This is a genomic window from Yoonia sp. D2-7, from assembly GCF_055809435.1.
This window is the reverse complement of the sequence record NZ_CM147912.1, coordinates 1,507,196-1,530,167: the sequence shown is the minus strand read 5'-3', so window position 1 is coordinate 1,530,167 and position 22,972 is coordinate 1,507,196. Positions and strand designations below refer to the sequence as shown.

Genomic DNA, 22,972 nt, shown 5'->3' with positions numbered 1-22,972 from the left:
TCTCAGCCTTTGTCGGTCTGGCGGGCCCGCCAGAGTTGATAGGTGTTCCATAGCGCAAACCCGAAACCGGCGAGCGCTGCAAGGTCAAAAAGTGCGATAACCCGATTGGGCCACCCGTATTCTTTGCCCAATGCGGTGAACAACACCCACAAAACACCAGTCGCAGCCATAATCAACGCGACGCGTTGTCCTGCTTTTGCTTCTGTTGTCTTACCTGTGGGTGTCATTCTTACACGGCGTTAGTAAACGCCGCCTTTCTCTACTTTCTTGGAAAATTCGGTATCGCCACCAGCGGCCAGAATTTTCGCTTGATCGACCCAGCCATCACGGCTGACCCTGCCTTTGAAGCCTTTAAGGTTCGCATCGACCCAAGCCACTTCTTGTGCGGACCAACCAGCGACCTGATCAAAGTGGTATACGCCCATTTCATTGAGCATGTTTTCCATCTTTGGACCGACGCCTTTGATTTCCTTGAGGTTATCAGCGCCACCGTCACGGGCGGCTGTCAGCATCTCTGGCTTCGCGCCTTCGTTTTCGCCTTCGATCACGCCGTCGCCGTCGTAATCTTTGTCACCCGAACCACTGGTCATTTCCGCAGATGCTTCAGCAACCTTTGCAGGTGTGTCCAGCTTTTCGTCGACAACAGGCGCTTTTTCAGCAGCAGCACCGCCGCCTTCGTATTTCCATTCGCCTTTGCGTGCGGCCAGGTCGTCCTGCCCAGGCAACGCCGCGGATGAAGTCACTTTGGCCGCTGCCGCAGCCGAGGCACCATCGGATTTGACCTGCGGATCGGTCATTTCGACCGCTTTTGCCTCTTCATCTTTCATCGCAGCATCAGTCGTGATCTGCGGATCAATAGCAACGGCTGTCGTTTCATCAGCCACATCGCTTTTCGCGGCAGCAGACGCGGCGGTGCTGGCAGTTGGCGCAGTCCCTGCCCCGACACCAGCCGTGCCAGCCTCTACCGGACCGGACGCAGGTTCACGCCAGCCCAACATCAAGACGATGGCGACGATAATCGCGATTACAATTGCAAGGAAAAGGGCGCCCAGAAAACTCCAGTCGAACACCACAAAGGATAGCGCACCGCCGATAAAGCCGAACAGGCCGGCGACGACGAGGATACCCATACTTATTGGCGCAGTATTATTCATAGCAGTCTAATCTCCATACAAGCGGCGTGTGTTACCACCATCTTAACAGCTAGGGATCGGGCGCAAACTGCACCTTTCATCCCCCCACGGGGCATAGATAGCCCATTTGTGCGGAATCTGATAAGAAAATGTGAATTCATACAGGCCGCCGCCTGTTGCGATTACTCCTCTGCGAAGGCTTTGGCCTGAGAAACCCAGTCATCCCGAATGATCCGGCCTTTGAATTTCAGGCGATTATCGACCCACTGAATTTCGTCGGACGTCCATTTGGCAATTTGATCAAAGTGATAGAAACCAAGGTCGTTCAACACGCCTTCCAGTTTCGGGCCAACACCGCTGATCCGTTTCAGATCATCTGCCCCGCCTGCACGTGCAGCGGTCAGAACCTCTGGTTGCTTTTCAGGACCGTCTGCCGCAGCGACAGGCGCTGGTGCGGCTTTGGCCTTAGCGGCTGCATCGGTCTTACCCTTTGTCGCAGCAGGCTTTGCGGCCGGTTTTGTTTTTGGTTTCGCCTTTGACACGGGTGTATTTTCCGCATCGGCGATTTCTTCTTTGCGGCGTTCTTCGACAGCGCGCGCTGCTGGCGTTTTCTTCGCATCAGCCGCATTTTCAGCAGCTGTTTTCTTTGGCGCAGCCTTCTTTTTCGCGGCAGGTTTGGTTTTCACTTCACCATCCAACCAAGGCGTCAAAATCGGCACTTCGGTTCCGTCGATCCGTTTGACCGTATCGCCGATGTCTGTCGCCAATTGCACAGATGCGTTGTATTTGGTTTTGCCGCTATCGTATTCGGTCAACGATGTCAGACCCTTAAGCGGTTCAGCCGCGTAACGACCGTTCTGCGGACCCGGTGTCGGAACCTTGCCAGCAGCCAGTTCGTCGATGATTTCGGACAGACGTTCAGCGGTCAGGTCTTCGTAGTAATCTTTGCCGATCTGAGCCATGGGCGCGTTTGCGCAAGAGCCCAAGCATTCGACTTCTTCCCACGAAAACTTACCGTCGGCCGACAGCGCATGCGCTTTGTCCGCGATCTTGTCTTTACACACACCGATCAAATCTTCCGCGCCACAGATCATGCATGACAGCGTGCCGCAGACCTGAATATGCGCCACAGTACCAACAGGTTGCAGCTGGAACATGAAGTAGAACGACGCCACTTCGAGCGCACGGATGTAGGCAAGTCCCAGCATTTCCGCGACATATTCAATCGCCGGACGGGTCAACCAACCTTCCTGTTCCTGCGCACGCCACAGGATAGGAATAATCGCAGATGCCTGCCGCCCTTCTGGGTATTTCGTCGTCTGAGCTTCGGCCCATTTCTGGTTCTCAGGCGTGAAGGCGAAGCTTTCGGGCTGATCAGGGTGTAGTCTACGCAGCATCTTAGGTCTTCCGGTTCAGATCGGGGCAGCAGCCGTTAGCCGGCCGCAGGCCGTTAAATACAGTTGTTTGACGACAGACGGACAGTGTCCGTGCCATCCGGCGCAAGTACGCCGTCAGTTTCAAGTGCGACGGTCAGTGTCGCAAGCTGGTCTTGATTGATCGAAGCTTGGGACATGATCGGACCAATTGTTGCGATGTTGATCACGCAGCCGTTGGCTTCGATCGCAGCGACAAAGCGTTCTTTGTCCGACAGTTGACGTGTCGGTGCTGACGCTTCTTGCGTGCCGGAACACGCCACCAATGACAGGGCGGCAATAATAGCAAATCCGGATTTCATCATGATCTTCATCCCCTACTCTTTATAAAAATCAGCGGTCAATTTCACCGAACACGACGTCCATCGTCCCGATAATCGCAGCAACATCAGCCAGCTGGTGGCCCGTTGCGACGTGATCCATCGCCTGCAGGTGCAGGAAGCCCGGCGCACGCAATTTCGCGCGGTATGGTTTGTTGGACCCGTCCGCCACGAGGAACACGCCGAATTCGCCTTTCGGGGCTTCGACAGCCGCGTAGGTTTCGCCCGCAGGAACGTGGAAACCTTCGGTGTACAGCTTGAAGTGGTGGATCAACGCCTCCATCGACGTTTTCATTTCGCCGCGCGTCGGCGGTGTCATTTTACCGCGTGCCATCACGTCACCCTTTTCATGGCGCAGCTTTTCGCAGGCCTGACGGATGATGTGGGTCGACTGGCGCATTTCTTCCATGCGGCACAGATACCGGTCATAGCAGTCGCCGTTTTTGCCCACAGGCACTTGGAATTCGAATTCGTCATAGCATTCGTATGGCTGCGCACGGCGCAAATCCCATGCGAGGCCAGACCCGCGGACCATGACGCCCGAGAAACCCCAGTCTTGGATTTCTTCTTCGGTCACAACGCCGATATCGCAGTTCCGCTGTTTGAAAATCCGGTTTTCGGTCAGCAGGCCGTCGATGTCGTCGATGACTTTTGGAAATTCCACTGCCCACTGGTCGATGTCTTCGATCAGCTGATCCGGGAGATCCTGGTGCACCCCACCCGGACGGAAATACGCGGCGTGCAAACGCGCACCACAGGCCCGTTCGTAGAACACCATCAGCTTTTCGCGCTCTTCAAAGCCCCAAAGCGGCGGCGTCAGCGCACCCACGTCCATCGCCTGCGTGGTGACGTTCAGCAGGTGGTTCAGCACGCGGCCGATTTCGGAATAAAGCACGCGGATCAGCGACGCACGACGCGGCACTTCGGTGCCTGTCAGCTTTTCAATCGCAAGACACCAAGCGTGTTCTTGGTTCATCGGTGCCACGTAGTCCAGACGGTCGAAGTACGGCAGGTTTTGCAGGTACGTCCGGCTCTCCATCAGCTTTTCTGTGCCACGGTGCAGCAGGCCGATGTGCGGATCGCAGCGTTCGACGATTTCGCCGTCGAGTTCAAGCACGAGACGCAAAACGCCGTGTGCCGCAGGGTGTTGCGGGCCAAAGTTGATGTTGAAGTTACGGATCTTCTGTTCGCCCGTCACCGCATCGGTTGAGCCGTCATCGTAGGTGTTTACCCGGATATCGCCGTCCATCATGTCAGGACCTCTCTGTTTTGGTGCCAGCGGTCGGGCAGTTCGCCCATCAGCCGTTCAACATAATCATAATGTGGGATCAGCATCTCGCGCACGAGCCGCGCACGGGATCGATCAAGTTCAGCGGGTTTTGACGCGTGGATCACACGATCAAAGTCCCCAACGCGTGGGGCCAGCCCCAGAAACGCGCAAATTTTGTCAACGGACGCCTGCGTGAACAGGCCTTCGTAGAATGCAACATGCAGACGATCGCGCGGGATCACGTTCAGAATACGAGTCAGCATCCCTGTGTAATCGGACCGTTTCGCGACGCCGTTTTCATCGCCCTTCAGCAGGCGATCAAACAGGTGGTTCGCCTTGTCGGACAGAGCTTCCCCGTCTTTCACGCGCCAGCCTGCCATCATACGCAGATTAGACCACAAACGGTCCAGCGGGTCACGCAACAGCATCACAAAGCGCGTATCCGGCGCCATGTCGCGCATGCGGACAAGTGTTGGTTCATTCATCAAACCGTAGGCCGGTGTGATGTCCCCAACAAGTTTCACATCACTGCCAGCGTCGCGTGTCAGAAAATCTGTGTAGCCGGTATGATCCGCCCCACCCGTCTTCATCACTTTGATCCACGCTTCGACTTCATCAATGCGGCGATCAAGACGCGCCGCCTTGGCTTTGTCAGCCAACAACGTTTTCGCAAGCAGATCAGCGCGAACTGTTTCCAGCCGGATAATTTCCTTTTCGCGATGCTTGGGCACGGCGCGGTCAAAGTAGTGCAGTTCTTTGATATTCGGCAAAGCGCATTGCGGATGGTCGCACAGGTAACGGTGAAGCCAGGATGTCCCTGCCTTCGTCGCACCTAGACCAAACATCAACGTTTTGTCGTCCATCAAGGATTAACCTTTTGCCTCAGCGTCTGCTTTGTCATCCCCCGGAAGGATGTACTCGGCCCCTTCCCACGGTGACATAAAGTCGAACTGACGGTATTCCTGCACCAGTGACACCGGTTCATAAACAACGCGCTTTTGCACTTCGTCATAGCGGACTTCGGTGTAGCCCGTTGTCGGGAAATCCTTGCGCAGCGGATAGCCACGGAAACCGTAGTCGGTCAGGATACGACGCAGATCAGGGTGGCCTGAGAACAGGATGCCGTACATGTCGAAGATTTCGCGCTCAAACCAGTTCGAAGACGGATGCACAGAAATGATCGACGGCACCATGTCTTGTTCGCGCACCTGTGTTTTCAGGCGAATGCGGTGGTTCTGGTACATCGACAGGAAGTGGTAGATGACGTCGAACCGCTTTGCACGGCTTGGGTAATCAACAGCCGTGATATCCACGAGGGACGAAAACTGGCAAGAACCGTCCGTTTTCAAGAATTCCACGAAGGACACGAGGTTGGACGCGGATACGTTCAACGTCAGTTCATCATTCGTGACGTCCCACGACAAAACGCAATCAGGGCGTTTCAGTTCGATGTGTTGGCCAAGTTGTTGGAGTGCTTCGGTCATCACCTTACCTCACGATTGTGCCGGTGCGGCGGATTTTGCGTTGCAACTGAAGGATACCGTAAAGCAGCGCCTCGGCTGTTGGTGGGCACCCCGGAACATAGACGTCCACGGGCACGATCCGGTCGCAGCCGCGCACAACGGAATAGCTGTAGTGGTAGTAGCCGCCGCCATTCGCGCATGACCCCATAGAGATCACATAGCGTGGCTCTGGCATCTGGTCGTAAACTTTACGCAGTGCGGGCGCCATTTTGTTGGTCAATGTGCCGGCCACGATCATCAAGTCAGATTGACGCGGGGAGGCCCGCGGCGCTGTCCCGAACCGTTCAAGGTCATAGCGTGGCATCGATGTGTGCATCATTTCGACCGCGCAGCAGGCCAACCCGAAGGTCATCCAGTGCAAAGAGCCGGTCCGCGCCCAGTTGATCATGTCCGCCGTGGATGTGACCAAAAAGCCCTTATCCTGCAATTCTTGGTTCAAAACCTGAGTCGCGTGCTCTTTGTCGGCGCCAGCGTCATTCAATCCCGTAGCGATACCCATAACGATGCCTCTTCTTTGATCGATCATGTGCCACCTGCAGATGCGGCACAGCTTCGCGATTGGGAGTATGCGGCACGCCCGGAAAGGTCAAGCCGACAGTGGCCCGTCGCAGGGGGTGAATTTAACATTATCGAGGCAAATAAAGTATGAATGTCAGGCGGTTATACCCAAGTGAAATGCTCAGGTATAACCGCCCAGCGTCGTCAAGTCGCAGGCACAACCGTCATTATGCGCTGCGCTTTTTCTGGAGGGCATCGACCGCCTCTTCCGCGAAATCCGTCCGAAGCTGGTATTGGCCAGACGCTACGATAAAATCTGGAGCATCAAAGTTAATGATCGAAAAGGTTTGACGCAGATGGGTGCCTGATATCGGGATATAATCGGGGTCTTCGCCCGTCATTTTGTTGTATAGACGGCCACCGAACCAACGGCTTCTTCGCTTTGCCGCGATCGCGACCTGTTTACGATAATGCAGTATTTGAAGCAGGCCGTCGTCGTCGTGCGCAATGACATCCGCCGCTTTGCTTGCTGCGGACATGACTGACCCAAGTCCCGCAGTTGCGGCGTCAGATATGCCTGATTGCGTTGGCGAAGGCCCCGCGACTATTTTCATGATTGGTTTATTCATCAGGCGACATTAGCCGAACGAATACACACGCTCAACGGGTGTCTTTCCCCTTCGCCTTCCCACGAAAAAAGCCGCCCAAAATCTTGAGCGGCTTTCAATTTCACTGGGGTGTCGCGAATGGGGTTATTCCCACTCAAGCGCGCCCTTTTTCCATTCGTAGGCAAAGCCCGCTGTCAGTACGCCCAAGAACACCATCATGGACCAGAAACCCACCATGCTGACGTCTTTAAACGCCACCGCCCATGGGAACAGGAACGCGACTTCGAGATCGAAGATGATGAACAGGATCGACACGAGGTAGAACCGCACGTCGAATTTCATCCGCGCGTCGTCAAAGGCGTTAAACCCACATTCGTATGCGGACACTTTTTCCGGATCAGGATTGCGGACCGCAACAACGGCCGCTGCAAGGATCAAGATCACGCCCAGCGCAATCGCGAGGCCCAAAAAGATCATAATCGGCAAATATTCAGTCAGCATCTCTTGCACGGGTGGTCCTTTCCCTAACAGGCAGGGGGTGACCCCGCCTCTCTTGGCTGGCTGACACTTACCCTTGGCGTCCGGAAGGGTCAACGGGTCGGACGCCCGGATGCGTTCAAAATTTTCTGCGACTCTTGTCCGCTTGTTCATCGGATCGAAAGCAATGATGACAATCGCAGCCACGCAAGGCAGAGTTTTGTCATGGATGACTTATTACGCCATTTTGCCGTCTCGTTGCCCTCCCATGTGGCCGACACCCCGATTGCGACCATTTGGAAAGTCACACAAGCGGATGGCACGGCGGCGGCGCTCAAGGTCTATAAGGATGGATCAGCCGGAGAAGAGGCACCGGGATTCGCGCTGCTGCGTGCTTGGGAAGGGCGTGGGGCCGCAAGACTGCTGGGGCGCATGAGAGGCGCTGCCTTATTGGAATGGCTCGACGGTCCGACATTAGGCGACATGGTGAGGGACGGATCGGAGGAAATAGCGACGATCGAGCTGGGACAAACGGCCCGTCGCCTGCATGCACAAATTCCGGTCCTGACCACACCCCTGCCATCGCTGACGGACCGGTTCAACGCGCTGATGACCGCCCGTTATGCAACCACATGCTCGCAAGCGACTAACGTCACGATTGATGCCGCACGCGGCCTCGCGGCCAATCTGCTGTCCAATCAAAAGGACGTCCGCCCGCTGCACGGCGATCTCCATCACGATAACATCAAAGGCAGCGCGCGCGGGTTTCTTGCGTTTGACGCGAAGGGCGTATTGGGGGATCGGACCTATGATCTGGCGAACGCGCTGCGCAATCCTGTTGGCGCAGAAGACCACTACCGTCAGCCTGCCGTTATTCAGCATCGCGTGAAGATATGGGCCGCAGCATTCGACGTATCAGAGATTCGATTGCTGCAATGGGCCGCGGCGCATGCGGCCCTGTCCTTAGCATGGACGAACAACGGGCTGTTCGATCAAGAAGAACCGTCCGAGATCGCCCTTATCGATCAGTTCCTGACCTTTGCGCACCAAGCAACGCAGGCCTAAGCCCAGCGCGGTTTACGCTTTTCAAAGAACGCAGCGATTCCTTCTTGCGCTTCATCGCTGGCCCATTGCGCCAACAAGGCCGCGATACTGCGTTCCATTGTGGCTGCATCAATCTTGGGGCCGTAACTGCGGGCGTAAGCCTTGGCAGCAGCCACCGCACCCGGGGCGCACGCCAAATATGGATCCACTTCGCGTGCGATAGCTGTAACCAGATCGGCATCCGCCACAACGCGGCTGACGATCCCGAGATCCTTCGCCTCGTGCGCACCAAAACGACGGGACGACATGAAGACTTGGCGCGCGCGACCTTCGCCCATGCGGGCCATCACGTAAGGCCCGATAGTAGCGGGAATAAGCCCGAGCTTTGTCTCGGTCAGACCAAACATCGCACCCTCGCTGGCCACGACCACGTCGCATACGCAGCACATACCCACACCGCCGCCGAACGCGTCGGCGTGCACACGACCGATCAAGGGCTTCGTCATGCTGTTCAGGGCCTGCAACATGCCTGCGATCCGGCGCGCTTCAACCGTTCGTGCTGCATCGTCCGCTTCCATTTGGGCCCGCATCCAACCCAAATCGCCACCAGCGCAGAACACCCCGCCTTCTGCCGCCAGCACCACAACGCGCACGGCGTCATCCGCGTCAAGCTGGGCTGCCATTTGCGTCAATTCGTCCATCATCTGCGCGGATAGGGCGTTGCGCTTTTCAGATCGCGCCAACGACACCGTCGCCACACCGCGCGCATCAACTGCTAGTTTCACGTGATCCATCTTTTATCCTTTCATGCTGCGGGCCAATGCCGCAGCCTGCGCAATAACGTCTCCGTCGACGCCTGTTGTGTATCCAAGCGCTGTGACATGGGCCAATACCGCTTCTGTGGCGACATTGCCGGGCGCACCGGGTGCGTAAGGACAACCGCCCAAACCGCCGACTGCGCTATCGAAATGACGCAACCCCTTGCCCAGCGCGACGCTCACGTTTTCCAACGCCTGCCCGCCCGTATCGTGGAAATGCCCTGCCAATTGATCTGCAGGCGCGATATCCAGAACTGCATCCAGCATCGTCGCAACACGCGCAGGTTCGCCACGACCCAGCGTATCACCAAGCGACACCTGCATCGAAGCAACGGAACGCAAATCGGCGACGGCCTTGGCGACAGCTTCGGGCTGAGTGGGCCCATCAAACGGGCAATCGGTGATACAGGACACATAACCGCGGACCGGAACACCTGCCGCCTCTGCCGCGCGCACAACGGGTGTCAGGCGTACAATCAATTCAGCCACAGAACAATTCAGGTTGGACTGGCTGAACCCTTCAGAGGCAGAGATAAACACAGCCACCTCAAACGGCCCGTCCGAGAAGGGGGCGAAACTTTCCCAGCCGCGCATGTTGGGGACCAAAACGCCGTAGGTACATCCGGCCACGCGCGTCATCTTCGTCAAAACGTCAGGCGTGTTGGCCATCTGCGGAACCCATTTGGGGCTGACGAAGGACCCGACTTCGATATCGGTCAAGCCAGAGGTCCCCAGCAGATCAATCAAAGCGACCTTATCCGCAACCGAAATCACGCCCGGTTCATTCTGCAAGCCGTCACGCGGGCCAACCTCGTGGATCGTCACATGTTCAGCCATCGTGCAGCCCCATTTCTTTTGGTCTTAAATATCTCGGGGGTATGGGGGCTGGCCCCCATGTCTTCCCTAGCAACACCCGCAGCATCATTTTTCAACCGGCCACGGTGGGTAGAAATCTTTGGCATAAAGCCCAGGCTCATTTTGCGGCGGTAGCGCCTTTTGAAAAGCATCCCGCGTGGTCAATCGATCGTACCAAGCTGTCACCTTTGGAAAGGCGTCCAATGACACAAAATGGGTCGCCATATAGACGGCCTGCCCCACACCGATGTCCGCCGCAGAAAACCCGCTGTCCAACAGGTATCCCGATTTCGTAAGCCCCGTTTCGACCGTACCAATCGTCTTGGCCAAACGGCGGGCTTCGAGGTTCATCACAATCGGGCTGCGCATGTGGTCTTCGAAGAGCGCCACGTGTTGTTGGGTCAATGCCGCGCAATGCTGGCTGATCGTTTCGGCAAAATGGATCCAGTTAAGCCATGCGTATCTTTCCGGATCACCGGCTAGCCGCCCTAGGCCTGCGTCTGGCGCATATTCGCAAAGCGCTTCAGCAATTGCGCCGCTTTCAAACAGCACCTGCCCGTCGATTTCGAGCGACGGGACGCGCCCCGCGGGGTTCAGCGCCAGATATGCCTCTGATTTGATCGATGCGTCGAAGGGATAGACCTGCAATTCGAACGGCACACCCAATTCATGCAACAGCCAAAGGCTCCGCATCGACCGTGTTTGGTGGCAATGATGCAGTCGGATCATGATGCCTCCTCACCTGCCACTTCCAATGTGACCAATTCGGCCCCTGCCACGACTTGGTCGCCCAGCGCCGCGCCGAGTTTTGCGACCACGCCGTCGCGCGGTGCGCGCAGCACGTGTTCCATCTTCATCGCTTCAAGCACCACAAGCCGATCGCCTTCGGACACCGCTTGCCCGACGGTGACGGCAACGTCTTGGATCAGGCCCGGCATCGGGGCCATGACCGCATCACCGCTGCCCGCAGAGCCTTCACGCGCGAGCGGATCAACGATATCGAAACAAGTAGCCGTCCCCCCAAAGACAGTCACCTGTCCGACATGACAGACAGCTTTAGGAAGCGCCTTCGCCGCACTGCGCCAACCGCCCGTCCCGCGTGTCACGCGGACCGTCCCGAATGGTGTTGTTACGTCACAGGTCTTGCCATCAACAAAGGCCACCACAGCATCGCAATCATCGTCGCCCAATCGCAAGTGGACGGTTTGCGGGAGCGGCTGCCACAGTGCAAAGCCTGTCATTGGCCCATCCGCATCGGTAAGTCCTGCGGCACAAAACGCAGCGGCCGCCACATCAAGTGCTGTCGGATCGTCCTGCGCTGTCAGGGCGTCGATGTCCCGCGCGATCAGGCCTGTATCCACATCGCCCGCCGCGAAGCCTGCGTGTCGTGACAACGCGCCAAGGAAACCGACATTGGTTGTCGTGCCCGCCACGTGGGTCGCGGCCAATGCATCACTCAACTTGCGCAAAGCCGTCGTCCGGTCCGGCCCGTAGGTCGTGACCTTGGCAATCATCGGATCATACCACGGTGAAATCGTATCGCCTTGGGTGACGCCGCTATCGATGCGGGCAGTGTCAGGGAAAGACAGATGCGACAGCGTCCCGATTGCGGGCAAAAAGCCTGCGGGGACATCTTCGGCGTAAAGACGCGCCTCGAACGCGTGGCCCGTGATCGACAGATCGTCCTGTTGCATCGGAAGCCCCTGACCCGATGCGACCAGCAGTTGCCACGCGACCAGATCAACGCCGGTGATCGCCTCGGTCACGGGGTGCTCAACCTGCAGACGTGTGTTCATTTCCATGAACCAGAACCCGTCCGGATGCAGACCGTTTGACCCATCCACGATGAATTCAATCGTGCCCGCGCCTGCGTAACCAATTGCCTTTGCGGCTGTGACGGCCGCATCGCCCATGGCACTGCGCATCGCATCGGTCATGCCGGGCGCTGGGGCTTCTTCGATGACCTTCTGGTGGCGGCGTTGCAGCGAACAGTCCCGTTCGAATAGATGGACTGCATCTGTGCCGTCGCCAAAGACCTGCACTTCGATGTGACGCGGGCTTTGGATGTATTTTTCGATCAAAACGTCAGGATTGCCAAAAGCGGTTTTTCCTTCGGCCTGCGCGGAGTTCAGATTTTCTAGAAAATCTGATGCTTTCTCAACCAAACGCATGCCTTTGCCGCCGCCACCGGCCACGGCTTTGATCAGCACAGGATAGCCGATTTTGTCGGCCTCTGCCGCGAGCAGGTCTGGGTCCTGATCTGCCCCGTGATAGCCCGGTACAACGGGCACGCCCGCCTTGATCATTAAAGCCTTGGCCGCGTCTTTCAGCCCCATGGCGCGGATCGCGTCGGCGCTTGGCCCAATGAATGTCAGGCCTGTCTTGGTCACTGCATCCACGAAATCAGGGTTTTCGGACAAAAAGCCATACCCCGGATGGATCGCTTCCGCGCCGGTATCCAACGCTGCCTGAATGATCAGGTCACTGCGCAGGTAGCTGTCAGCGACAGGGGCCGGTCCAAGCCGTACTGCTTCATCCGCGTTCCTGACATGCAGCGCATCCGCGTCCGCATCTGAATAAACAGCCACCGTTTTCACACCCATATCGCGGGCCGTTCGGATAATGCGGCAGGCAATTTCGCCACGATTGGCTATGAGGATTTTGTTAAACATCACGCGCACCATCCTTGCCTAAGGCCACCGTCATAAAGGCGGGCATGGCCCGCTGAAATCATACGAGACGCGATTGTCTCGCCATCCACAAAACCACGCATCAACACGCGGTCGTAACGATCACGTCCTTCGCGTACGAAACGCAATTGATCCGCTTGAAATAGCATCAAGCGCAACGCCCATTTCGCCTTGATGGCGGCTGCAGCTTCGGTCGCGCATTGCGGCGAAAACAGTTCCGGAGCATCAAAGCCTGTGAGCCGCACCCGTTCGGGTCCATCACTGCAGGTCAGTGTGACCGTGTCCCCATCGACGACCTGCATGACCCGGCACGCCGCGTCGGATGACGCCGTTGATTTTGAAAGCCCCATGACCGCGTCAAAAAGGCTAGGCAAAAAGAACAGCCCCGCAGTGCCAAGCACCACAACCGCCTTAAGATAGCGCACTGGACTTGCACCGCGACGCGCAGCCCGATTGGGCCGCCTCGGCGGCAGCCCCATATCTAATTTCGGCGCACGACGGTAATCGCGACTGAATGGAACCACTTTGTGATGATCCTTTCGTTCCATCACATCCGAAACACGCCGAACCGCGTGTCCTCTATTTCTTTGTTCATTGCGGCGGCGAGCGACAGCGCCAGCACGTCTCGTGATTTGCGCGGGTCGATGATCCCGTCGTCCCAGAGCCGCGCGGATGCGTAGAGCGGGTGCGATTGTTCGGCGAACATATCGATGGTGGGTTGCTTGAAGGCTGCTTCTTCCTCCGCTGACCATTCCTGCCCAGCGCGGTCCATCGCATCGCGCTTGACGGTCGCCAGCACCCCCGCCGCCTGTTCACCACCCATCACGGATATCCGCGATGTGGGCCATGTCCACATAAAGTCCGGCGAATAGGCGCGTCCGGCCATGCCGTAGTTGCCCGCCCCGAACGATCCGCCGATGACCATGGTGATCTTGGGGACATTAGTCGTCGCCACAGCCGTCACCATCTTGGCCCCGTGCCGCGCGATGCCTTCGTTTTCGTATTTCTGGCCGACCATAAAGCCGGTGATGTTCTGCAGAAAGATCAAAGGGATTTTGCGTTGCGAACACAGTTCAACAAAATGCGCGCCCTTTTGCGCGGCTTCCGAGAACAGCACACCGTTGTTCGCGATAATCCCGCAGGGCCAGCCGTCGATGTGGGCAAAGCCTGTGATCAACGTCTCGCCAAACCGCGCCTTGAATTCGTCGAACCGTGACCCGTCGACGATCCGTTTGATGACCTCGCGGCTGTCGTAGGGCGTGCGTAGATCAGCGGGCACCACGTCGAACAGCGTTTCTGGGTCCAGCGCAGGCAATTCCGGCACCTGCCGCGTCGCAGCGTTCACGGGGGGCAACGCGCAAGACGCCACCGCTTGCCGGACCAAAGCCAGCGCGTGCGTGTCATCTTCGGCCAAATAGTCCGCCACGCCCGATAGGCGCGTGTGCACGTCCCCGCCGCCAAGGTCTTCAGCAGATACCACCTCACCCGTTGCGGCTTTCACCAAAGGTGGACCCGCGAGGAAGATCGTCCCCTGTTCTTTCACGATGATTGACACATCGGCCATCGCAGGCACGTATGCCCCGCCTGCCGTACAAGATCCCATCACGGCTGCGATCTGCGGGATGCCTTTCGCGGACATCTGAGCTTGATTGTAGAAGATGCGGCCAAAGTGGTCGCGGTCGGGAAACACTTCGTCTTGGTTCGGCAGGTTCGCGCCGCCGCTGTCGACCAGATAAACGCAAGGTAGATGGCAGCTTTCTGCGATCTCTTGGGCGCGCAGGTGTTTCTTGACGGTCATCGGGTAGTAGGTCCCGCCCTTCACCGTCGCGTCATTGCATACGATCATCACCTGACGGCCTGACACCGTGCCGACGCCTGCGATCACGCCTGCGCAGGGCGCCGCCCCGTCGTACATGCCATGCGCTGCTGTCGCCCCGATTTCAAGAAACGCCGATCCAGGATCAAGCAGGTTGGCAACACGATCACGAGGTAGCATTTTGCCGCGCGACACATGCCTTGCGCGGGATTTTTCACCGCCACCCGCAGCCGCTGTTTGAGCTGCGGTCGCAACCTCGGCCAATGCCGTTTCGTGTATTGTTCTACTCATGGCGTATTCCTTGCTAAGTCGCGCAACGCGAGCGCACGGCTGGCGGTCATCGTCAGTTGGCAGCTAGCGGATACAACGGACCGGATCGTCCCGCCGATCCAGCGTTGGTATCGCATGGCGCAATCCGCATCGCGAAAGGCAATCCACGCGCGTTGGGCGTCGCGTAGGCTGATCGTCAAATCGTCGCCACCCACGTCGTCAAACAGAGAGCGGGCCTTGGCGTATTCTTCGTTTAATATCGCGTCCCACACGGCGGTTTCCGCAGACAGGCAATCGACGATCCCGATGGTTGTGCTACCACTCGGCAGGGTCTGACAGTCATTTGCGGCATCCGTCACGCATTGCGGCAGCCCTTCCCAAGCAGGCGCGCTATCGGCGCAGGCGCGAATTTGAACTTCGGAGACTGTTAGGGTCTGGCCGGAGACAGGCAGTGGCGCCAATCCCACTGCGATAATGATCCCAAGACGCCGCATCATAGGCCCAAAGCCGTGCTTTGCAGCCGGAACGTCTGCTCTGCCGTCAATTGCGCAAGGCAATCGATGTGAACCAACTGCCCCAAGGTGCCACCATCAAACTGGCGCTGTTCATAGGCGCAAGTGGCGTCGCGGTAGGCGATCCACGCCCGTTGCATTTGCACCAAGCGGTCCGCCATCGACACGTCGTCAAAGCTGGTGCCGTTGTCTTGCTTATCCAAGTCCTGTGCGAGGTCATGCACGATGCCGTATTCTGCGTTCAGCATGTCATCGAACAGGTCATATTCGAACTGCAGACAGGCTGTCATGCTGCGTGTGTTGAAGCCACCTACTGACGCATCAGCGCAGGCGTCGGCCGAAAGACCGATACATGCGCGCCTTTCCACAATTGTGCCCGCATCAGCGAGGCAGGACGTTGTAGCGTTCTGGTCATAGGCTGCGTCTTGCGCTGTAGCCGTGACGGGGAATGCGACGAGCGCCGCAGCGCAAATCAAGTGGCGTATCATGCTTTTGGATCCTGTGACGTTTCAGACCCGCGCAATTGCCCGCGTTGGCCCGCAAAATATGAATAAATAATCCCGCTCGGATGCGTGCATCGCACGACCAACCGAACATCGGTTCGCAAATCCGGCACGGCAAGGCAGTCGGATACATCTGCTCCGTCCCCGTGATCATCGACGTAAGCCTGCGCAAACTGCGTGATAATCTGCGTTTCGGTCACCGGCTGGCCCAGTTGCAGCCCCAGATAACCGGCCACAATGGCCAGTGCTGCGATAGGTGCGATGATCCAGCGGCGCGTCATTCCTATTGGCCCCGTGTGTTCAGGAACAGCATTTGCTGCGCGGTAACTTCCAGCATGCATTGTGCGGCCGCAGGTCCGGCACCAGTGCCGCCGCTCCATTGCAGGCGTTCCCAGTCGCACGCCAGATCGCGATACTTGATCCAGGCCCGCTGCATATCGCGCATGACTTCGTCGGGGTTCGGAAACGCAGGGTTAACATCTTGCAAATGGACGCCAAATTCGCGCTGTTGCTGGAGTACGATCGCGTAAACTTCGTTCAGCCGGTCATCCCAGTCTTGCCATTCCGCCGACATGCACATGCTATAGCCAACATTCGAGCTGCCAGCGTCACCAGCCACACAGGCTGTTGCCCCCTGACCGATGCAATCAGACTGCAATCCTGACGCTTCGGTCTGCATGAGGCAGGTTTCAAGGATTGTCGGATCATAACCTTCAAAGACGCCCTGCCCGAAAGCTGGCCCCGCCATCACTGCTATGATGCAGGCGAGGCGTTTCATCCCATCGTCCCCATCAATTCGCGACCCACCAACATGCGACGGATTTCGGAAGTGCCTGCGCCGATTTCCATCAGCTTTGCGTCGCGGAACAGCCGCGCGACAGGCGCGTCATTCAAGAACCCTGCCCCGCCCAGCGCCTGTACGGCTTGGTGGGCTTGTTTCATCGCCTCTTCGGATGCGTAAAGACAGCAGGCTGCTGCGTCTTGGCGGGTGACGGTGCCGCGATCGCAGGCTTTGGCGACTTCGTAGACGTATGCACGCGCTGAATTCATCGCCGTATACATGTCCGCGATCTTACCCTGCATCAGTTGGAAATTGCCGATGGGCTGGCCAAATTGTTTGCGGGTGGACAGATACGGCATCACTTCGTCCAGACAAGCCGCCATGATGCCAAGGCCGATGCCCGCCAGCACCACACGTTCGTAATCAAGTCCGGACATCAGGACGCGGACGCCTTTGCCTTCTTCGCCAAGCACGTTGTCGAAAGGAACTTGCACATCGTCGAAGATCAGCTCTGCAGTGTTCGACCCGCGCATCCCCAGCTTATCGAAATGAGGGGATGTGCTGAAACCGGTCATTTCCTTTTCGATCAGAAAGGCAGTGATTCCTTTCGATCCAGCGTCTTTGTCGGTTTTGGCATACACCACCAGCGTGTCCGCATCCGGCCCGTTGGTGATCCAGTATTTGTTGCCGTTCAAACGGTAGTGATCGTTCCGCTTTTCGGCATTCAGCGTCATGGACACAACGTCTGACCCAGCGCCTGCTTCGGACATTGCCAATGCGCCGACATGTTCGCCCGAGATCAAACGCGGCAGGTATTTGGCCTTTTGTTCTTCGGTACCGTTCAGCTTGATCTGGTTCACGCACAGGTTCGAATGGGCACCATAAGACAACGACACTGACGCGCTGGCCCGTGCGATTTCTTCAATGGCGACGGTATGCGCAAGATAGGACATGCCCGCCCCACCGTAGGCTTCATCCACCGTGACGCCTAGCAGGCCAAGTTCACCCATTTCCGTCCACAACGCTGGCGGGAACAGGTTATCCGCATCGATCTGCGCCGCCATCGGTTTGACGCGCTCTTGCGCCCAGCCATGCACCATATCGCGCAGTGCATTGGTATCTTCGCCCAAATCAAATGTCATTGATCCATGGAACATCGCGCGACTCCCCCCAGAAATTTATTGAACGCTTGTTCAATTGTATGCAGAGCCTGCTTGCCGCGTCAACAAACATTCGTCTTGCAGGTGGGAACCAAGTGCGAACTGACCAGTTGAACCTGCATGAAAAAGCTTATGATCGCCGCCCTCACCCTGTTTCCATTCACTGCATCTGCGGATGAAGTGGGCCGTGTCGGCGTTGATTGGGTGGGCAACGACATTATTATCGAGGCCATTCAAGACCCCGATGTTACCGGGGTGACCTGCCACATTGCCTATTTCGAACGCTCGTTCTTTGACCGGATTTCCAACGGCAACTGGTTCGAAGATCCGTCAAACGCCAGCATCGACTGCCGCCAGACCGGCCCTATTGTGCTCGGGGACATCGACCGCAGTGACGACGGCGAAAACGTGTTTCGCGAACGCCAGTCGATTGTTCTTAAATCGCTGCGGGTCAAACGCATTTTTGATCAGGAAAACAACACGCTGATTTATCTGGCGCATGCGTCCGAGCTGAGCCAAGGGTCAGCCAAGATGTCGATCTCAACGATCCCGTTGTATCAGGCCGATTGATAGACCGCTGACACCTCTGACCGGATGATCCGCGCGATGAGGGCGCAATCGTCCGTGGTAAAGGTAAGCGGCAAACGCATATCAATGATCCCTTTCAGGATACGATCGCTTTGCGGCATGGGATCGGATGGCGCGTATTTCCACGAATCGTAGCGCGACGTGAACCCCGTGGGCTCTGCCCCACCGAACCATTTTAGCGCGACACCGCGAGCTTCACAGCGTGCGATGACGTCGGCGATGGCGGCATCGCTCCAGTCCAACAACAAAAACTGATGGGATGACGCGACAAAGCTCTCTTTTGGCGGACGTGGCACCAGTGTCAGCCCCGGCGTATCGGCGAGGCCTTCGTCGACAACCGCATAAAGCGCATTCCAGCGGTCACATTGCGTCTGCAAGTCGCGCAGTTGCGGACGCAAAATTGCTGCCCGCAGATTGTCCATCCGGCCAGAGATATTTGGCGTTTCATATTTGATCTGCGCGAAGACCTCGGGCGGCGGCGCTGCGCGGTGCTTTTCGAACAGCATGTAACTGCCCGACAGCATGATCGCCCGCGCCATACCTTCTCCATCGTCAGAGATCAGCAAACCGCCTTCGCCGGAATTCACGTGTTTATAGGTCTGGGTGGAATAACAGCCAAATTTGCCCCAACGCCCAGATGGCACGCCGTTCCACGCGGCCCCCATCGTATGTGCGCAATCTTCGATCACGACGACGCCCGCCGCATCGCACATCGCCATAAGCGCATCCATGTCGCAGATATGGCCGCGCATGTGTGAGAGTAAAAGCACCTTGGCTTGATCCAGTTTGGCCGCCAGATCGTCCAGATCAATCACGAGGCTTTCGGTCACGCCGACAAAGACAGGCACGGCGCCCACAGCCGCAATCGCACCTGGGACAGGTGCCAACGTGAAAGCGTTGGTCAAAACGCGGTCACCGTGTTTCACACCGCAGGCCCGCAGCGCAGTCGTCATCGCATAGCCGCCAGAGGCCACAGCAAGGCAATATTTGGACCCGACTTGTGCGGCAAATTCTTCTTCCAGCAACGCAGCTTCGGCGATTTCATCGCCATGCGTATTGTAGCGGTGCAGACGCCCGCTTTGCATCACAGCCATAGCGGCCTTGATCCCCGCGTCAGGGATCGGTTCTTGCTGGGTGAAACTACCGTTGAATCGCTCTGTCATGCCCGATTTGTGCAGAGCCTTTGGAACAGGGTCAATCGAAAGTGCGGCGGTGAAGGACCGGTTTGCATAAGCTGAGCCGATGTTTCAGGGAAACTGATTGCGGGTCGGCAGGTGGAAAGCAGCTTTGCAAAGAAACGCCAAAACGGAAGCGCCCGCAACGGACAGCGGAAATAATCCCATCGCAACGCATGCTGAATCATGCACCAAAAGCGGTCATCTTCAGTTCATGAAGTCCAGTGTGCCAGGGACAGGCCAGTGAGATGTTCGATTTGACGGCGTTCGCTTTGGTATCTGCTTGCAAGAGCATGCGCTGTGTCCGCGCATAGCACGGGAACCGGACGCGGAGGTCCTTCGAGGAATTGGCGAAGCTTTGCCCTAAGACGCGGGGGCATCAATCGCTTGAGCAGCGCTTGAGCCGCTCCTGGGTGTTTCAATCGACGTACCAACCCGGGGCGGCCAGGCACTTCGGCTAAATCTTGGGTCGAGTTGACCCGTTCGTTTCGAACCAAGCTTTTCGGTTCAATGCGCAGATGTTCACAGATCTGATGCCAACAGTGTTCTGGGGTGGATTGTAAATCTTGATATTCCAGAACAAGTATCTGTTCTTTGGGGAATACGGCAAAGTATTTTTCGATCTGTGACAAATAGTGACCATAGGTCGCGTAGCCATGGCCCGGGCTCCATCCGTCACGCAGACGCTGCTCTTCTTGCGCGAGCGCCTCTTCGAAAGTTTCACAGGGTTCAAGACTATCGCGCACATGGTGCATGAACTGAGAGAACGCCCGTTCAACCGGATCCCGCAGAAGAATGATAATTCGTGCATCCGGGCACGCCGCTACGATCCGCTCTGCTGCATAGTCATCCAACAGGTAAACCGGCGAGATGTCCCCTGTTAGCCTTGTGCCTGCTGCCTCGTATAACTCGGCATAGCTTTCAAGTTCTACGGTGATTTGCCTGACGTAATCCGGATCATAGGGACCGTTCGTCGGAATTGCAGAATTGCCAGCATAGGCGAAGTAGCTCGGTTCTTTAACAGTAGGTAAGAACACGGCTGGATGCGACCGTAACCAATGATAGGCCGCCGTAGTTCCAGCTTTCGGTGCTCCAACCACGAAGAAATTTGGGGAAAATTGTGCGTCAGATTTTAACATATTTCAGACATCGCACATTGGCCCAACTTTTCAGTTATCGAATAGCATAGGTCAGTCGATCTTATGGGGTAAGCCACTATACTTTCGAATAGCTAATTCTTTAATTTATGGCTGCCGTATGACTACATCCCATTCTCAGCAGTCATTTGTAGGGCCAAATCCGACGGAAGCTTTGTTTCCAGAGCAGACTTTAGCGCGCGCCGCGCCACTTCGACATTGTCCTTGCCGCTACCCGATCAAGCGGCGCACTTCAGCGTGCAGCTCGTCGAAGTGCCCGATAAGCCCTTCGGGGTTGAGGTCTCGCACGTCGTCATCCCCCGGCCCAAAAGTCACGAGGATCGACGGCCGGCCTGCGTTGGCAGATGTTTTGCGGTCTGTAAGCGTATCCCCCACCAGCAGGGATTTGTCGATATGACCACCTGCGCGGCGGACCGTTTCGAACAGGTGTTCCGGATCGGGTTTGCGGACGGGCAATGTGTCCGCCCCCAAAAGGGCCGCGAATTCATCACGCACACCGAGGCTGTTCATCAGTGTCTCGGCCAATCCTTCGGGTTTGTTCGTGCAGATCGCCACGACATAGCCGTCGTCCTTTAATGCGCGCACCGCGTCCATCGCGCCGGGGTACAGCACGGTGTGGCTGTCGATGTCCTGCGCGTAAGCGTCGAGCAGTGGTTGATACTGGCGGTCGACTTCGTCTTCGCCGTAGCCATCAACCCGCGAAAACCCAAGGCGTAGCATTGCACGTCCACCTTTGAGCGCGGTCCCACTGTCCGCAGGTGTCAGCAGATCACCCAACCCCAGGTCGCGAAAACAGGTATTAGCCGCAGCAAGCAGATCGCCGCTGGTATCCGCAAGCGTCCCATCAAGATCGAAAATCACCGTGCGCATGTCCGTCTCCATCACCGTTTACCCTTCTGTAACGATGTGTAAGGCGAAGTGAAGCCCCCACCCTTGCGGTAGCCCCCCGCTCAGGTAGAAGGGCGCAAAAGGGTTTGGGGCGGTATTATGAGCACAGCATTGATCATTCTTGGCGCGGGCATGGGAACGCGGATGAATTCCGACCTGCCCAAAGTGCTGCACAAAATTGCGGGTGCGCCGATGTTGGTGCACGCGATGAAAGCAGGTGCATCACTCGAGCCTGAGAAGACAGTGATCGTTGCGGGCCACGGCGCGGAAAAAGTGACAGCCGCCGCAGTCGCGTGGGACCCGGACGTTGCGACGGTTATGCAGACCGAACAATTGGGCACCGCTCATGCGGTCGCTCAGGCCAAAGATGCGCTTGATGGTTTCGATGGTGACGCGCTTGTGTTGTACGGTGACACACCGTTTATCCAACCCGAAACGCTAGAGGCGATGGCTGCAGCGCGTAGCAGTCATGACGTAGTTGTTCTTGGCTTTGAAGCCGCTGATCCGGGGCGTTACGGTCGTCTGGTCACTAACGGTGACACGCTGGAACGGATCGTTGAATTCAAAGACGCGACAGATGAGGAACGCGCGATAACGCTTTGTAATAGCGGTGTGATCATGGCAAAATCTGACGTCTTGTTTGATCTGATTTCAAAGGTCGGCAATGATAACGCATCCGAAGAATATTACCTGACTGACATCATCGGCATTGCACGTGATCAGGGCCTGTCCGCCACGGTCGTCAGCTGCGACGAGGCGGAAACGCTCGGCGTGAATTCACGCGCAGAACTGGCTGGCGCAGAGGCACAATTCCAGAGCCGCGCCCGTGCTTCGGCACTTGCCGACGGGATCACCCTGTCCGATCCGGACACAGTCTACTTCGCCCACGACACCGTCATTGGCCGTGACACAATTATTGAGCCAAACGTCGTGTTTGGCCCTGCTGTGACCATTGAATCCGACACGACAATCCGCGCGTTCAGCCACCTTGAAGGATGTCATGTATCGCGCGGGTCGATCATCGGCCCCTACGCCCGCTTGCGCCCTGGCGCAGAGCTGGCCGAGAACACCAAGGTTGGCAATTTCGTCGAGATCAAGAACGCGCAAATCGCGGCGGGCGCGAAGGTGAATCACCTGTCCTACATCGGCGATGCGACCATCGGCGAAAAAGCAAACATCGGCGCGGGCACGATTACCTGCAATTACGATGGCTTTTTCAAACATCAGACGACCATCGGGCGCGAGGCGTTTATTGGATCGAATACGATGCTCGTGGCACCTGTCACTGTCGGCAATGGCGCGATGACGGGCAGCGGGTCTGTGATTTCAGACGATGTGCCGGATGGCGCACTTGGTCTTGGCCGTGCGCGTCAGGTGACCAAAGCAGGTTTTGCGACAAAATTATTTGATATGCTGCGGGCACGTAAGGCCAAGCAGTCGAAAGGACATTAAG

At 57.2% G+C, this 22,972-nt stretch carries 27 protein-coding genes; 3 read left to right on the top strand and 24 right to left on the bottom strand.

Annotated elements, in window-relative coordinates:
• Window positions 1–2: 2 nt before the first annotated feature.
• The 10 genes from AC0L7R_RS07320 to AC0L7R_RS07275 all read right to left on the bottom strand — a co-directional run bounded on the left by AC0L7R_RS07320 (window position 3) and on the right by AC0L7R_RS07275 (window position 7,295).
• On the bottom strand, window positions 3–227 hold the full coding sequence (locus tag AC0L7R_RS07320) for a DUF5337 domain-containing protein (RefSeq protein ID WP_348109449.1): 225 nt from the start codon (window positions 225–227) through the stop codon (window positions 3–5).
• A gap of 12 nt (window positions 228–239) precedes the next feature.
• Window positions 240–1,154: a hypothetical protein gene (locus AC0L7R_RS07315; protein ID WP_473659946.1), complete on the bottom strand. Its 915-nt coding sequence runs from the start codon at window positions 1,152–1,154 to the stop codon at window positions 240–242.
• 161 nt (window positions 1,155–1,315) lie between these two features.
• On the bottom strand, window positions 1,316–2,530 hold the full coding sequence (locus tag AC0L7R_RS07310; protein ID WP_473659945.1) for an NADH-quinone oxidoreductase subunit E: 1,215 nt from the start codon (window positions 2,528–2,530) through the stop codon (window positions 1,316–1,318).
• 53 nt (window positions 2,531–2,583) lie between these two features.
• Window positions 2,584–2,880, bottom strand: coding sequence for a hypothetical protein (locus AC0L7R_RS07305; RefSeq protein ID WP_348109446.1), 297 nt, complete (start codon window positions 2,878–2,880; stop codon window positions 2,584–2,586).
• A gap of 19 nt (window positions 2,881–2,899) precedes the next feature.
• Window positions 2,900–4,138: an NADH-quinone oxidoreductase subunit D gene (locus AC0L7R_RS07300; RefSeq protein ID WP_247128224.1), complete on the bottom strand. Its 1,239-nt coding sequence runs from the start codon at window positions 4,136–4,138 to the stop codon at window positions 2,900–2,902.
• Window positions 4,135–5,019, bottom strand: a complete 885-nt coding sequence (locus tag AC0L7R_RS07295) for a sulfotransferase (protein ID WP_473659943.1) — start codon at window positions 5,017–5,019, stop codon at window positions 4,135–4,137. The genes AC0L7R_RS07300 and AC0L7R_RS07295 overlap by 4 nt, the downstream gene beginning before the upstream one ends.
• A 6-nt stretch (window positions 5,020–5,025) precedes the next feature.
• Window positions 5,026–5,640: an NADH-quinone oxidoreductase subunit C gene (locus AC0L7R_RS07290; RefSeq protein ID WP_247128226.1), complete on the bottom strand. Its 615-nt coding sequence runs from the start codon at window positions 5,638–5,640 to the stop codon at window positions 5,026–5,028.
• A 4-nt stretch (window positions 5,641–5,644) separates the two neighbouring features.
• Window positions 5,645–6,178 (bottom strand): NuoB/complex I 20 kDa subunit family protein, encoded by a 534-nt coding sequence (locus AC0L7R_RS07285; RefSeq protein WP_247128227.1) that lies wholly within the window; start codon window positions 6,176–6,178, stop codon window positions 5,645–5,647.
• Window positions 6,179–6,404: 226 nt separating this feature from the next.
• Window positions 6,405–6,806, bottom strand: coding sequence for a hypothetical protein (locus AC0L7R_RS07280; RefSeq protein WP_348394446.1), 402 nt, complete (start codon window positions 6,804–6,806; stop codon window positions 6,405–6,407).
• A 123-nt stretch (window positions 6,807–6,929) separates the two neighbouring features.
• Entirely contained in the window at window positions 6,930–7,295 is a 366-nt protein-coding gene (locus AC0L7R_RS07275) for an NADH-quinone oxidoreductase subunit A (RefSeq protein WP_247128229.1), read from the bottom strand.
• Window positions 7,296–7,487: 192 nt separating this feature from the next.
• Between AC0L7R_RS07275 and AC0L7R_RS07270 the strand changes: the two genes are divergently transcribed.
• Window positions 7,488–8,327, top strand: coding sequence for an aminoglycoside phosphotransferase family protein (locus tag AC0L7R_RS07270; RefSeq protein ID WP_473659940.1), 840 nt, complete (start codon window positions 7,488–7,490; stop codon window positions 8,325–8,327).
• Here AC0L7R_RS07270 and AC0L7R_RS07265 read toward each other — a convergent pair.
• From AC0L7R_RS07265 to AC0L7R_RS07215, 11 genes are all read right to left on the bottom strand, one after another.
• Window positions 8,324–9,100, bottom strand: a complete 777-nt coding sequence (locus AC0L7R_RS07265) for a crotonase/enoyl-CoA hydratase family protein (RefSeq protein ID WP_473659938.1) — start codon at window positions 9,098–9,100, stop codon at window positions 8,324–8,326. The two genes, AC0L7R_RS07270 and AC0L7R_RS07265, sit on opposite strands and share 4 nt — an antisense overlap.
• A 3-nt stretch (window positions 9,101–9,103) precedes the next feature.
• Window positions 9,104–9,961: a hydroxymethylglutaryl-CoA lyase gene (locus AC0L7R_RS07260; RefSeq protein WP_473659937.1), complete on the bottom strand. Its 858-nt coding sequence runs from the start codon at window positions 9,959–9,961 to the stop codon at window positions 9,104–9,106.
• Between the two features lie 84 nt (window positions 9,962–10,045).
• On the bottom strand, window positions 10,046–10,708 hold the full coding sequence (locus tag AC0L7R_RS07255; protein ID WP_473659935.1) for a glutathione S-transferase N-terminal domain-containing protein: 663 nt from the start codon (window positions 10,706–10,708) through the stop codon (window positions 10,046–10,048).
• Window positions 10,705–12,651, bottom strand: a complete 1,947-nt coding sequence (locus tag AC0L7R_RS07250) for an ATP-binding protein (RefSeq protein ID WP_473659933.1) — start codon at window positions 12,649–12,651, stop codon at window positions 10,705–10,707. The genes AC0L7R_RS07255 and AC0L7R_RS07250 overlap by 4 nt, the downstream gene beginning before the upstream one ends.
• Window positions 12,651–13,193, bottom strand: a complete 543-nt coding sequence (locus AC0L7R_RS07245; RefSeq protein ID WP_473659931.1) for a thermonuclease family protein — start codon at window positions 13,191–13,193, stop codon at window positions 12,651–12,653. The genes AC0L7R_RS07250 and AC0L7R_RS07245 overlap by 1 nt, the downstream gene beginning before the upstream one ends.
• Before the next feature lie 23 nt (window positions 13,194–13,216).
• Window positions 13,217–14,776, bottom strand: coding sequence for a carboxyl transferase domain-containing protein (locus AC0L7R_RS07240; protein WP_473659929.1), 1,560 nt, complete (start codon window positions 14,774–14,776; stop codon window positions 13,217–13,219).
• Entirely contained in the window at window positions 14,773–15,252 is a 480-nt protein-coding gene (locus tag AC0L7R_RS07235; protein ID WP_473659927.1) for a lysozyme inhibitor LprI family protein, read from the bottom strand. Before AC0L7R_RS07235 ends, AC0L7R_RS07240 begins: the two co-directional genes overlap by 4 nt.
• On the bottom strand, window positions 15,249–15,755 hold the full coding sequence (locus tag AC0L7R_RS07230) for a lysozyme inhibitor LprI family protein (RefSeq protein WP_473659925.1): 507 nt from the start codon (window positions 15,753–15,755) through the stop codon (window positions 15,249–15,251). Before AC0L7R_RS07230 ends, AC0L7R_RS07235 begins: the two co-directional genes overlap by 4 nt.
• A complete protein-coding gene (locus tag AC0L7R_RS07225) occupies window positions 15,752–16,051 on the bottom strand; it encodes a hypothetical protein (RefSeq protein ID WP_348107662.1) in 300 nt (99 codons plus the stop codon). The genes AC0L7R_RS07230 and AC0L7R_RS07225 overlap by 4 nt, the downstream gene beginning before the upstream one ends.
• A 2-nt stretch (window positions 16,052–16,053) precedes the next feature.
• A complete protein-coding gene (locus tag AC0L7R_RS07220; protein WP_473659923.1) occupies window positions 16,054–16,548 on the bottom strand; it encodes a lysozyme inhibitor LprI family protein in 495 nt (164 codons plus the stop codon).
• On the bottom strand, window positions 16,545–17,708 hold the full coding sequence (locus tag AC0L7R_RS07215) for an acyl-CoA dehydrogenase family protein (protein WP_473659921.1): 1,164 nt from the start codon (window positions 17,706–17,708) through the stop codon (window positions 16,545–16,547). Before AC0L7R_RS07215 ends, AC0L7R_RS07220 begins: the two co-directional genes overlap by 4 nt.
• 123 nt (window positions 17,709–17,831) lie before the next feature.
• Here AC0L7R_RS07215 and AC0L7R_RS07210 point away from each other — a divergent pair, with 123 nt between their 5' ends.
• Window positions 17,832–18,281 carry a CreA family protein gene (locus tag AC0L7R_RS07210; protein ID WP_473659919.1) on the top strand — a complete coding sequence of 150 codons (450 nt, stop codon included), beginning with the start codon at window positions 17,832–17,834 and terminating at the stop codon, window positions 18,279–18,281.
• On the opposite strand, the gene AC0L7R_RS07205 is transcribed toward AC0L7R_RS07210, so the two are convergent.
• From AC0L7R_RS07205 to AC0L7R_RS07195, 3 genes are all read right to left on the bottom strand, one after another.
• On the bottom strand, window positions 18,269–19,462 hold the full coding sequence (locus AC0L7R_RS07205; RefSeq protein ID WP_473659917.1) for a DegT/DnrJ/EryC1/StrS family aminotransferase: 1,194 nt from the start codon (window positions 19,460–19,462) through the stop codon (window positions 18,269–18,271). The two genes, AC0L7R_RS07210 and AC0L7R_RS07205, sit on opposite strands and share 13 nt — an antisense overlap.
• Window positions 19,463–19,686: 224 nt before the next feature.
• Window positions 19,687–20,613 (bottom strand): sulfotransferase, encoded by a 927-nt coding sequence (locus AC0L7R_RS07200; protein WP_473659915.1) that lies wholly within the window; start codon window positions 20,611–20,613, stop codon window positions 19,687–19,689.
• Window positions 20,614–20,841: 228 nt separating this feature from the next.
• Entirely contained in the window at window positions 20,842–21,501 is a 660-nt protein-coding gene (locus tag AC0L7R_RS07195) for an HAD family hydrolase (protein WP_473659913.1), read from the bottom strand.
• Between the two features lie 117 nt (window positions 21,502–21,618).
• Between AC0L7R_RS07195 and glmU the strand changes: the two genes are divergently transcribed.
• The gene (gene glmU / locus AC0L7R_RS07190) at window positions 21,619–22,971 is read left to right on the top strand and encodes a bifunctional UDP-N-acetylglucosamine diphosphorylase/glucosamine-1-phosphate N-acetyltransferase GlmU (protein ID WP_473659911.1); all 1,353 of its coding nucleotides are present in this window, start codon (window positions 21,619–21,621) and stop codon (window positions 22,969–22,971) included.
• Window position 22,972: the final 1 nt, after the last annotated feature.

Bases quoted from the DNA above. Each gene is read 5' to 3' on its own strand.
- AC0L7R_RS07320 (WP_348109449.1), bottom strand. From the start codon at position 227: ATGACACCCACAGGTAAGACAACAGAAGCAAAAGCAGGACAACGCGTC.
- AC0L7R_RS07315 (WP_473659946.1), bottom strand. From the start codon at position 1,154: ATGAATAATACTGCGCCAATAAGTATGGGTATCCTCGTCGTCGCCGGC.
- AC0L7R_RS07310 (WP_473659945.1), bottom strand. From the start codon at position 2,530: ATGCTGCGTAGACTACACCCTGATCAGCCCGAAAGCTTCGCCTTCACG.
- AC0L7R_RS07305 (WP_348109446.1), bottom strand. From the start codon at position 2,880: ATGAAGATCATGATGAAATCCGGATTTGCTATTATTGCCGCCCTGTCA.
- AC0L7R_RS07300 (WP_247128224.1), bottom strand. From the start codon at position 4,138: ATGATGGACGGCGATATCCGGGTAAACACCTACGATGACGGCTCAACC.
- AC0L7R_RS07295 (WP_473659943.1), bottom strand. From the start codon at position 5,019: ATGGACGACAAAACGTTGATGTTTGGTCTAGGTGCGACGAAGGCAGGG.
- AC0L7R_RS07290 (WP_247128226.1), bottom strand. From the start codon at position 5,640: ATGACCGAAGCACTCCAACAACTTGGCCAACACATCGAACTGAAACGC.
- AC0L7R_RS07285 (WP_247128227.1), bottom strand. From the start codon at position 6,178: ATGGGTATCGCTACGGGATTGAATGACGCTGGCGCCGACAAAGAGCAC.
- AC0L7R_RS07280 (WP_348394446.1), bottom strand. From the start codon at position 6,806: ATGAATAAACCAATCATGAAAATAGTCGCGGGGCCTTCGCCAACGCAA.
- AC0L7R_RS07270 (WP_473659940.1), top strand. From the start codon at position 7,488: ATGGATGACTTATTACGCCATTTTGCCGTCTCGTTGCCCTCCCATGTG.
- AC0L7R_RS07265 (WP_473659938.1), bottom strand. From the start codon at position 9,100: ATGGATCACGTGAAACTAGCAGTTGATGCGCGCGGTGTGGCGACGGTG.
- AC0L7R_RS07260 (WP_473659937.1), bottom strand. From the start codon at position 9,961: ATGGCTGAACATGTGACGATCCACGAGGTTGGCCCGCGTGACGGCTTG.
- AC0L7R_RS07255 (WP_473659935.1), bottom strand. From the start codon at position 10,708: ATGATCCGACTGCATCATTGCCACCAAACACGGTCGATGCGGAGCCTT.
- AC0L7R_RS07250 (WP_473659933.1), bottom strand. From the start codon at position 12,651: ATGTTTAACAAAATCCTCATAGCCAATCGTGGCGAAATTGCCTGCCGC.
- AC0L7R_RS07240 (WP_473659929.1), bottom strand. From the start codon at position 14,776: ATGAGTAGAACAATACACGAAACGGCATTGGCCGAGGTTGCGACCGCA.
- AC0L7R_RS07235 (WP_473659927.1), bottom strand. From the start codon at position 15,252: ATGATGCGGCGTCTTGGGATCATTATCGCAGTGGGATTGGCGCCACTG.
- AC0L7R_RS07230 (WP_473659925.1), bottom strand. From the start codon at position 15,755: ATGATACGCCACTTGATTTGCGCTGCGGCGCTCGTCGCATTCCCCGTC.
- AC0L7R_RS07225 (WP_348107662.1), bottom strand. From the start codon at position 16,051: ATGACGCGCCGCTGGATCATCGCACCTATCGCAGCACTGGCCATTGTG.
- AC0L7R_RS07220 (WP_473659923.1), bottom strand. From the start codon at position 16,548: ATGAAACGCCTCGCCTGCATCATAGCAGTGATGGCGGGGCCAGCTTTC.
- AC0L7R_RS07215 (WP_473659921.1), bottom strand. From the start codon at position 17,708: ATGTTCCATGGATCAATGACATTTGATTTGGGCGAAGATACCAATGCA.
- AC0L7R_RS07210 (WP_473659919.1), top strand. From the start codon at position 17,832: ATGAAAAAGCTTATGATCGCCGCCCTCACCCTGTTTCCATTCACTGCA.
- AC0L7R_RS07205 (WP_473659917.1), bottom strand. From the start codon at position 19,462: ATGACAGAGCGATTCAACGGTAGTTTCACCCAGCAAGAACCGATCCCT.
- AC0L7R_RS07200 (WP_473659915.1), bottom strand. From the start codon at position 20,613: ATGTTAAAATCTGACGCACAATTTTCCCCAAATTTCTTCGTGGTTGGA.
- AC0L7R_RS07195 (WP_473659913.1), bottom strand. From the start codon at position 21,501: ATGCGCACGGTGATTTTCGATCTTGATGGGACGCTTGCGGATACCAGC.
- glmU (WP_473659911.1), top strand. From the start codon at position 21,619: ATGAGCACAGCATTGATCATTCTTGGCGCGGGCATGGGAACGCGGATG.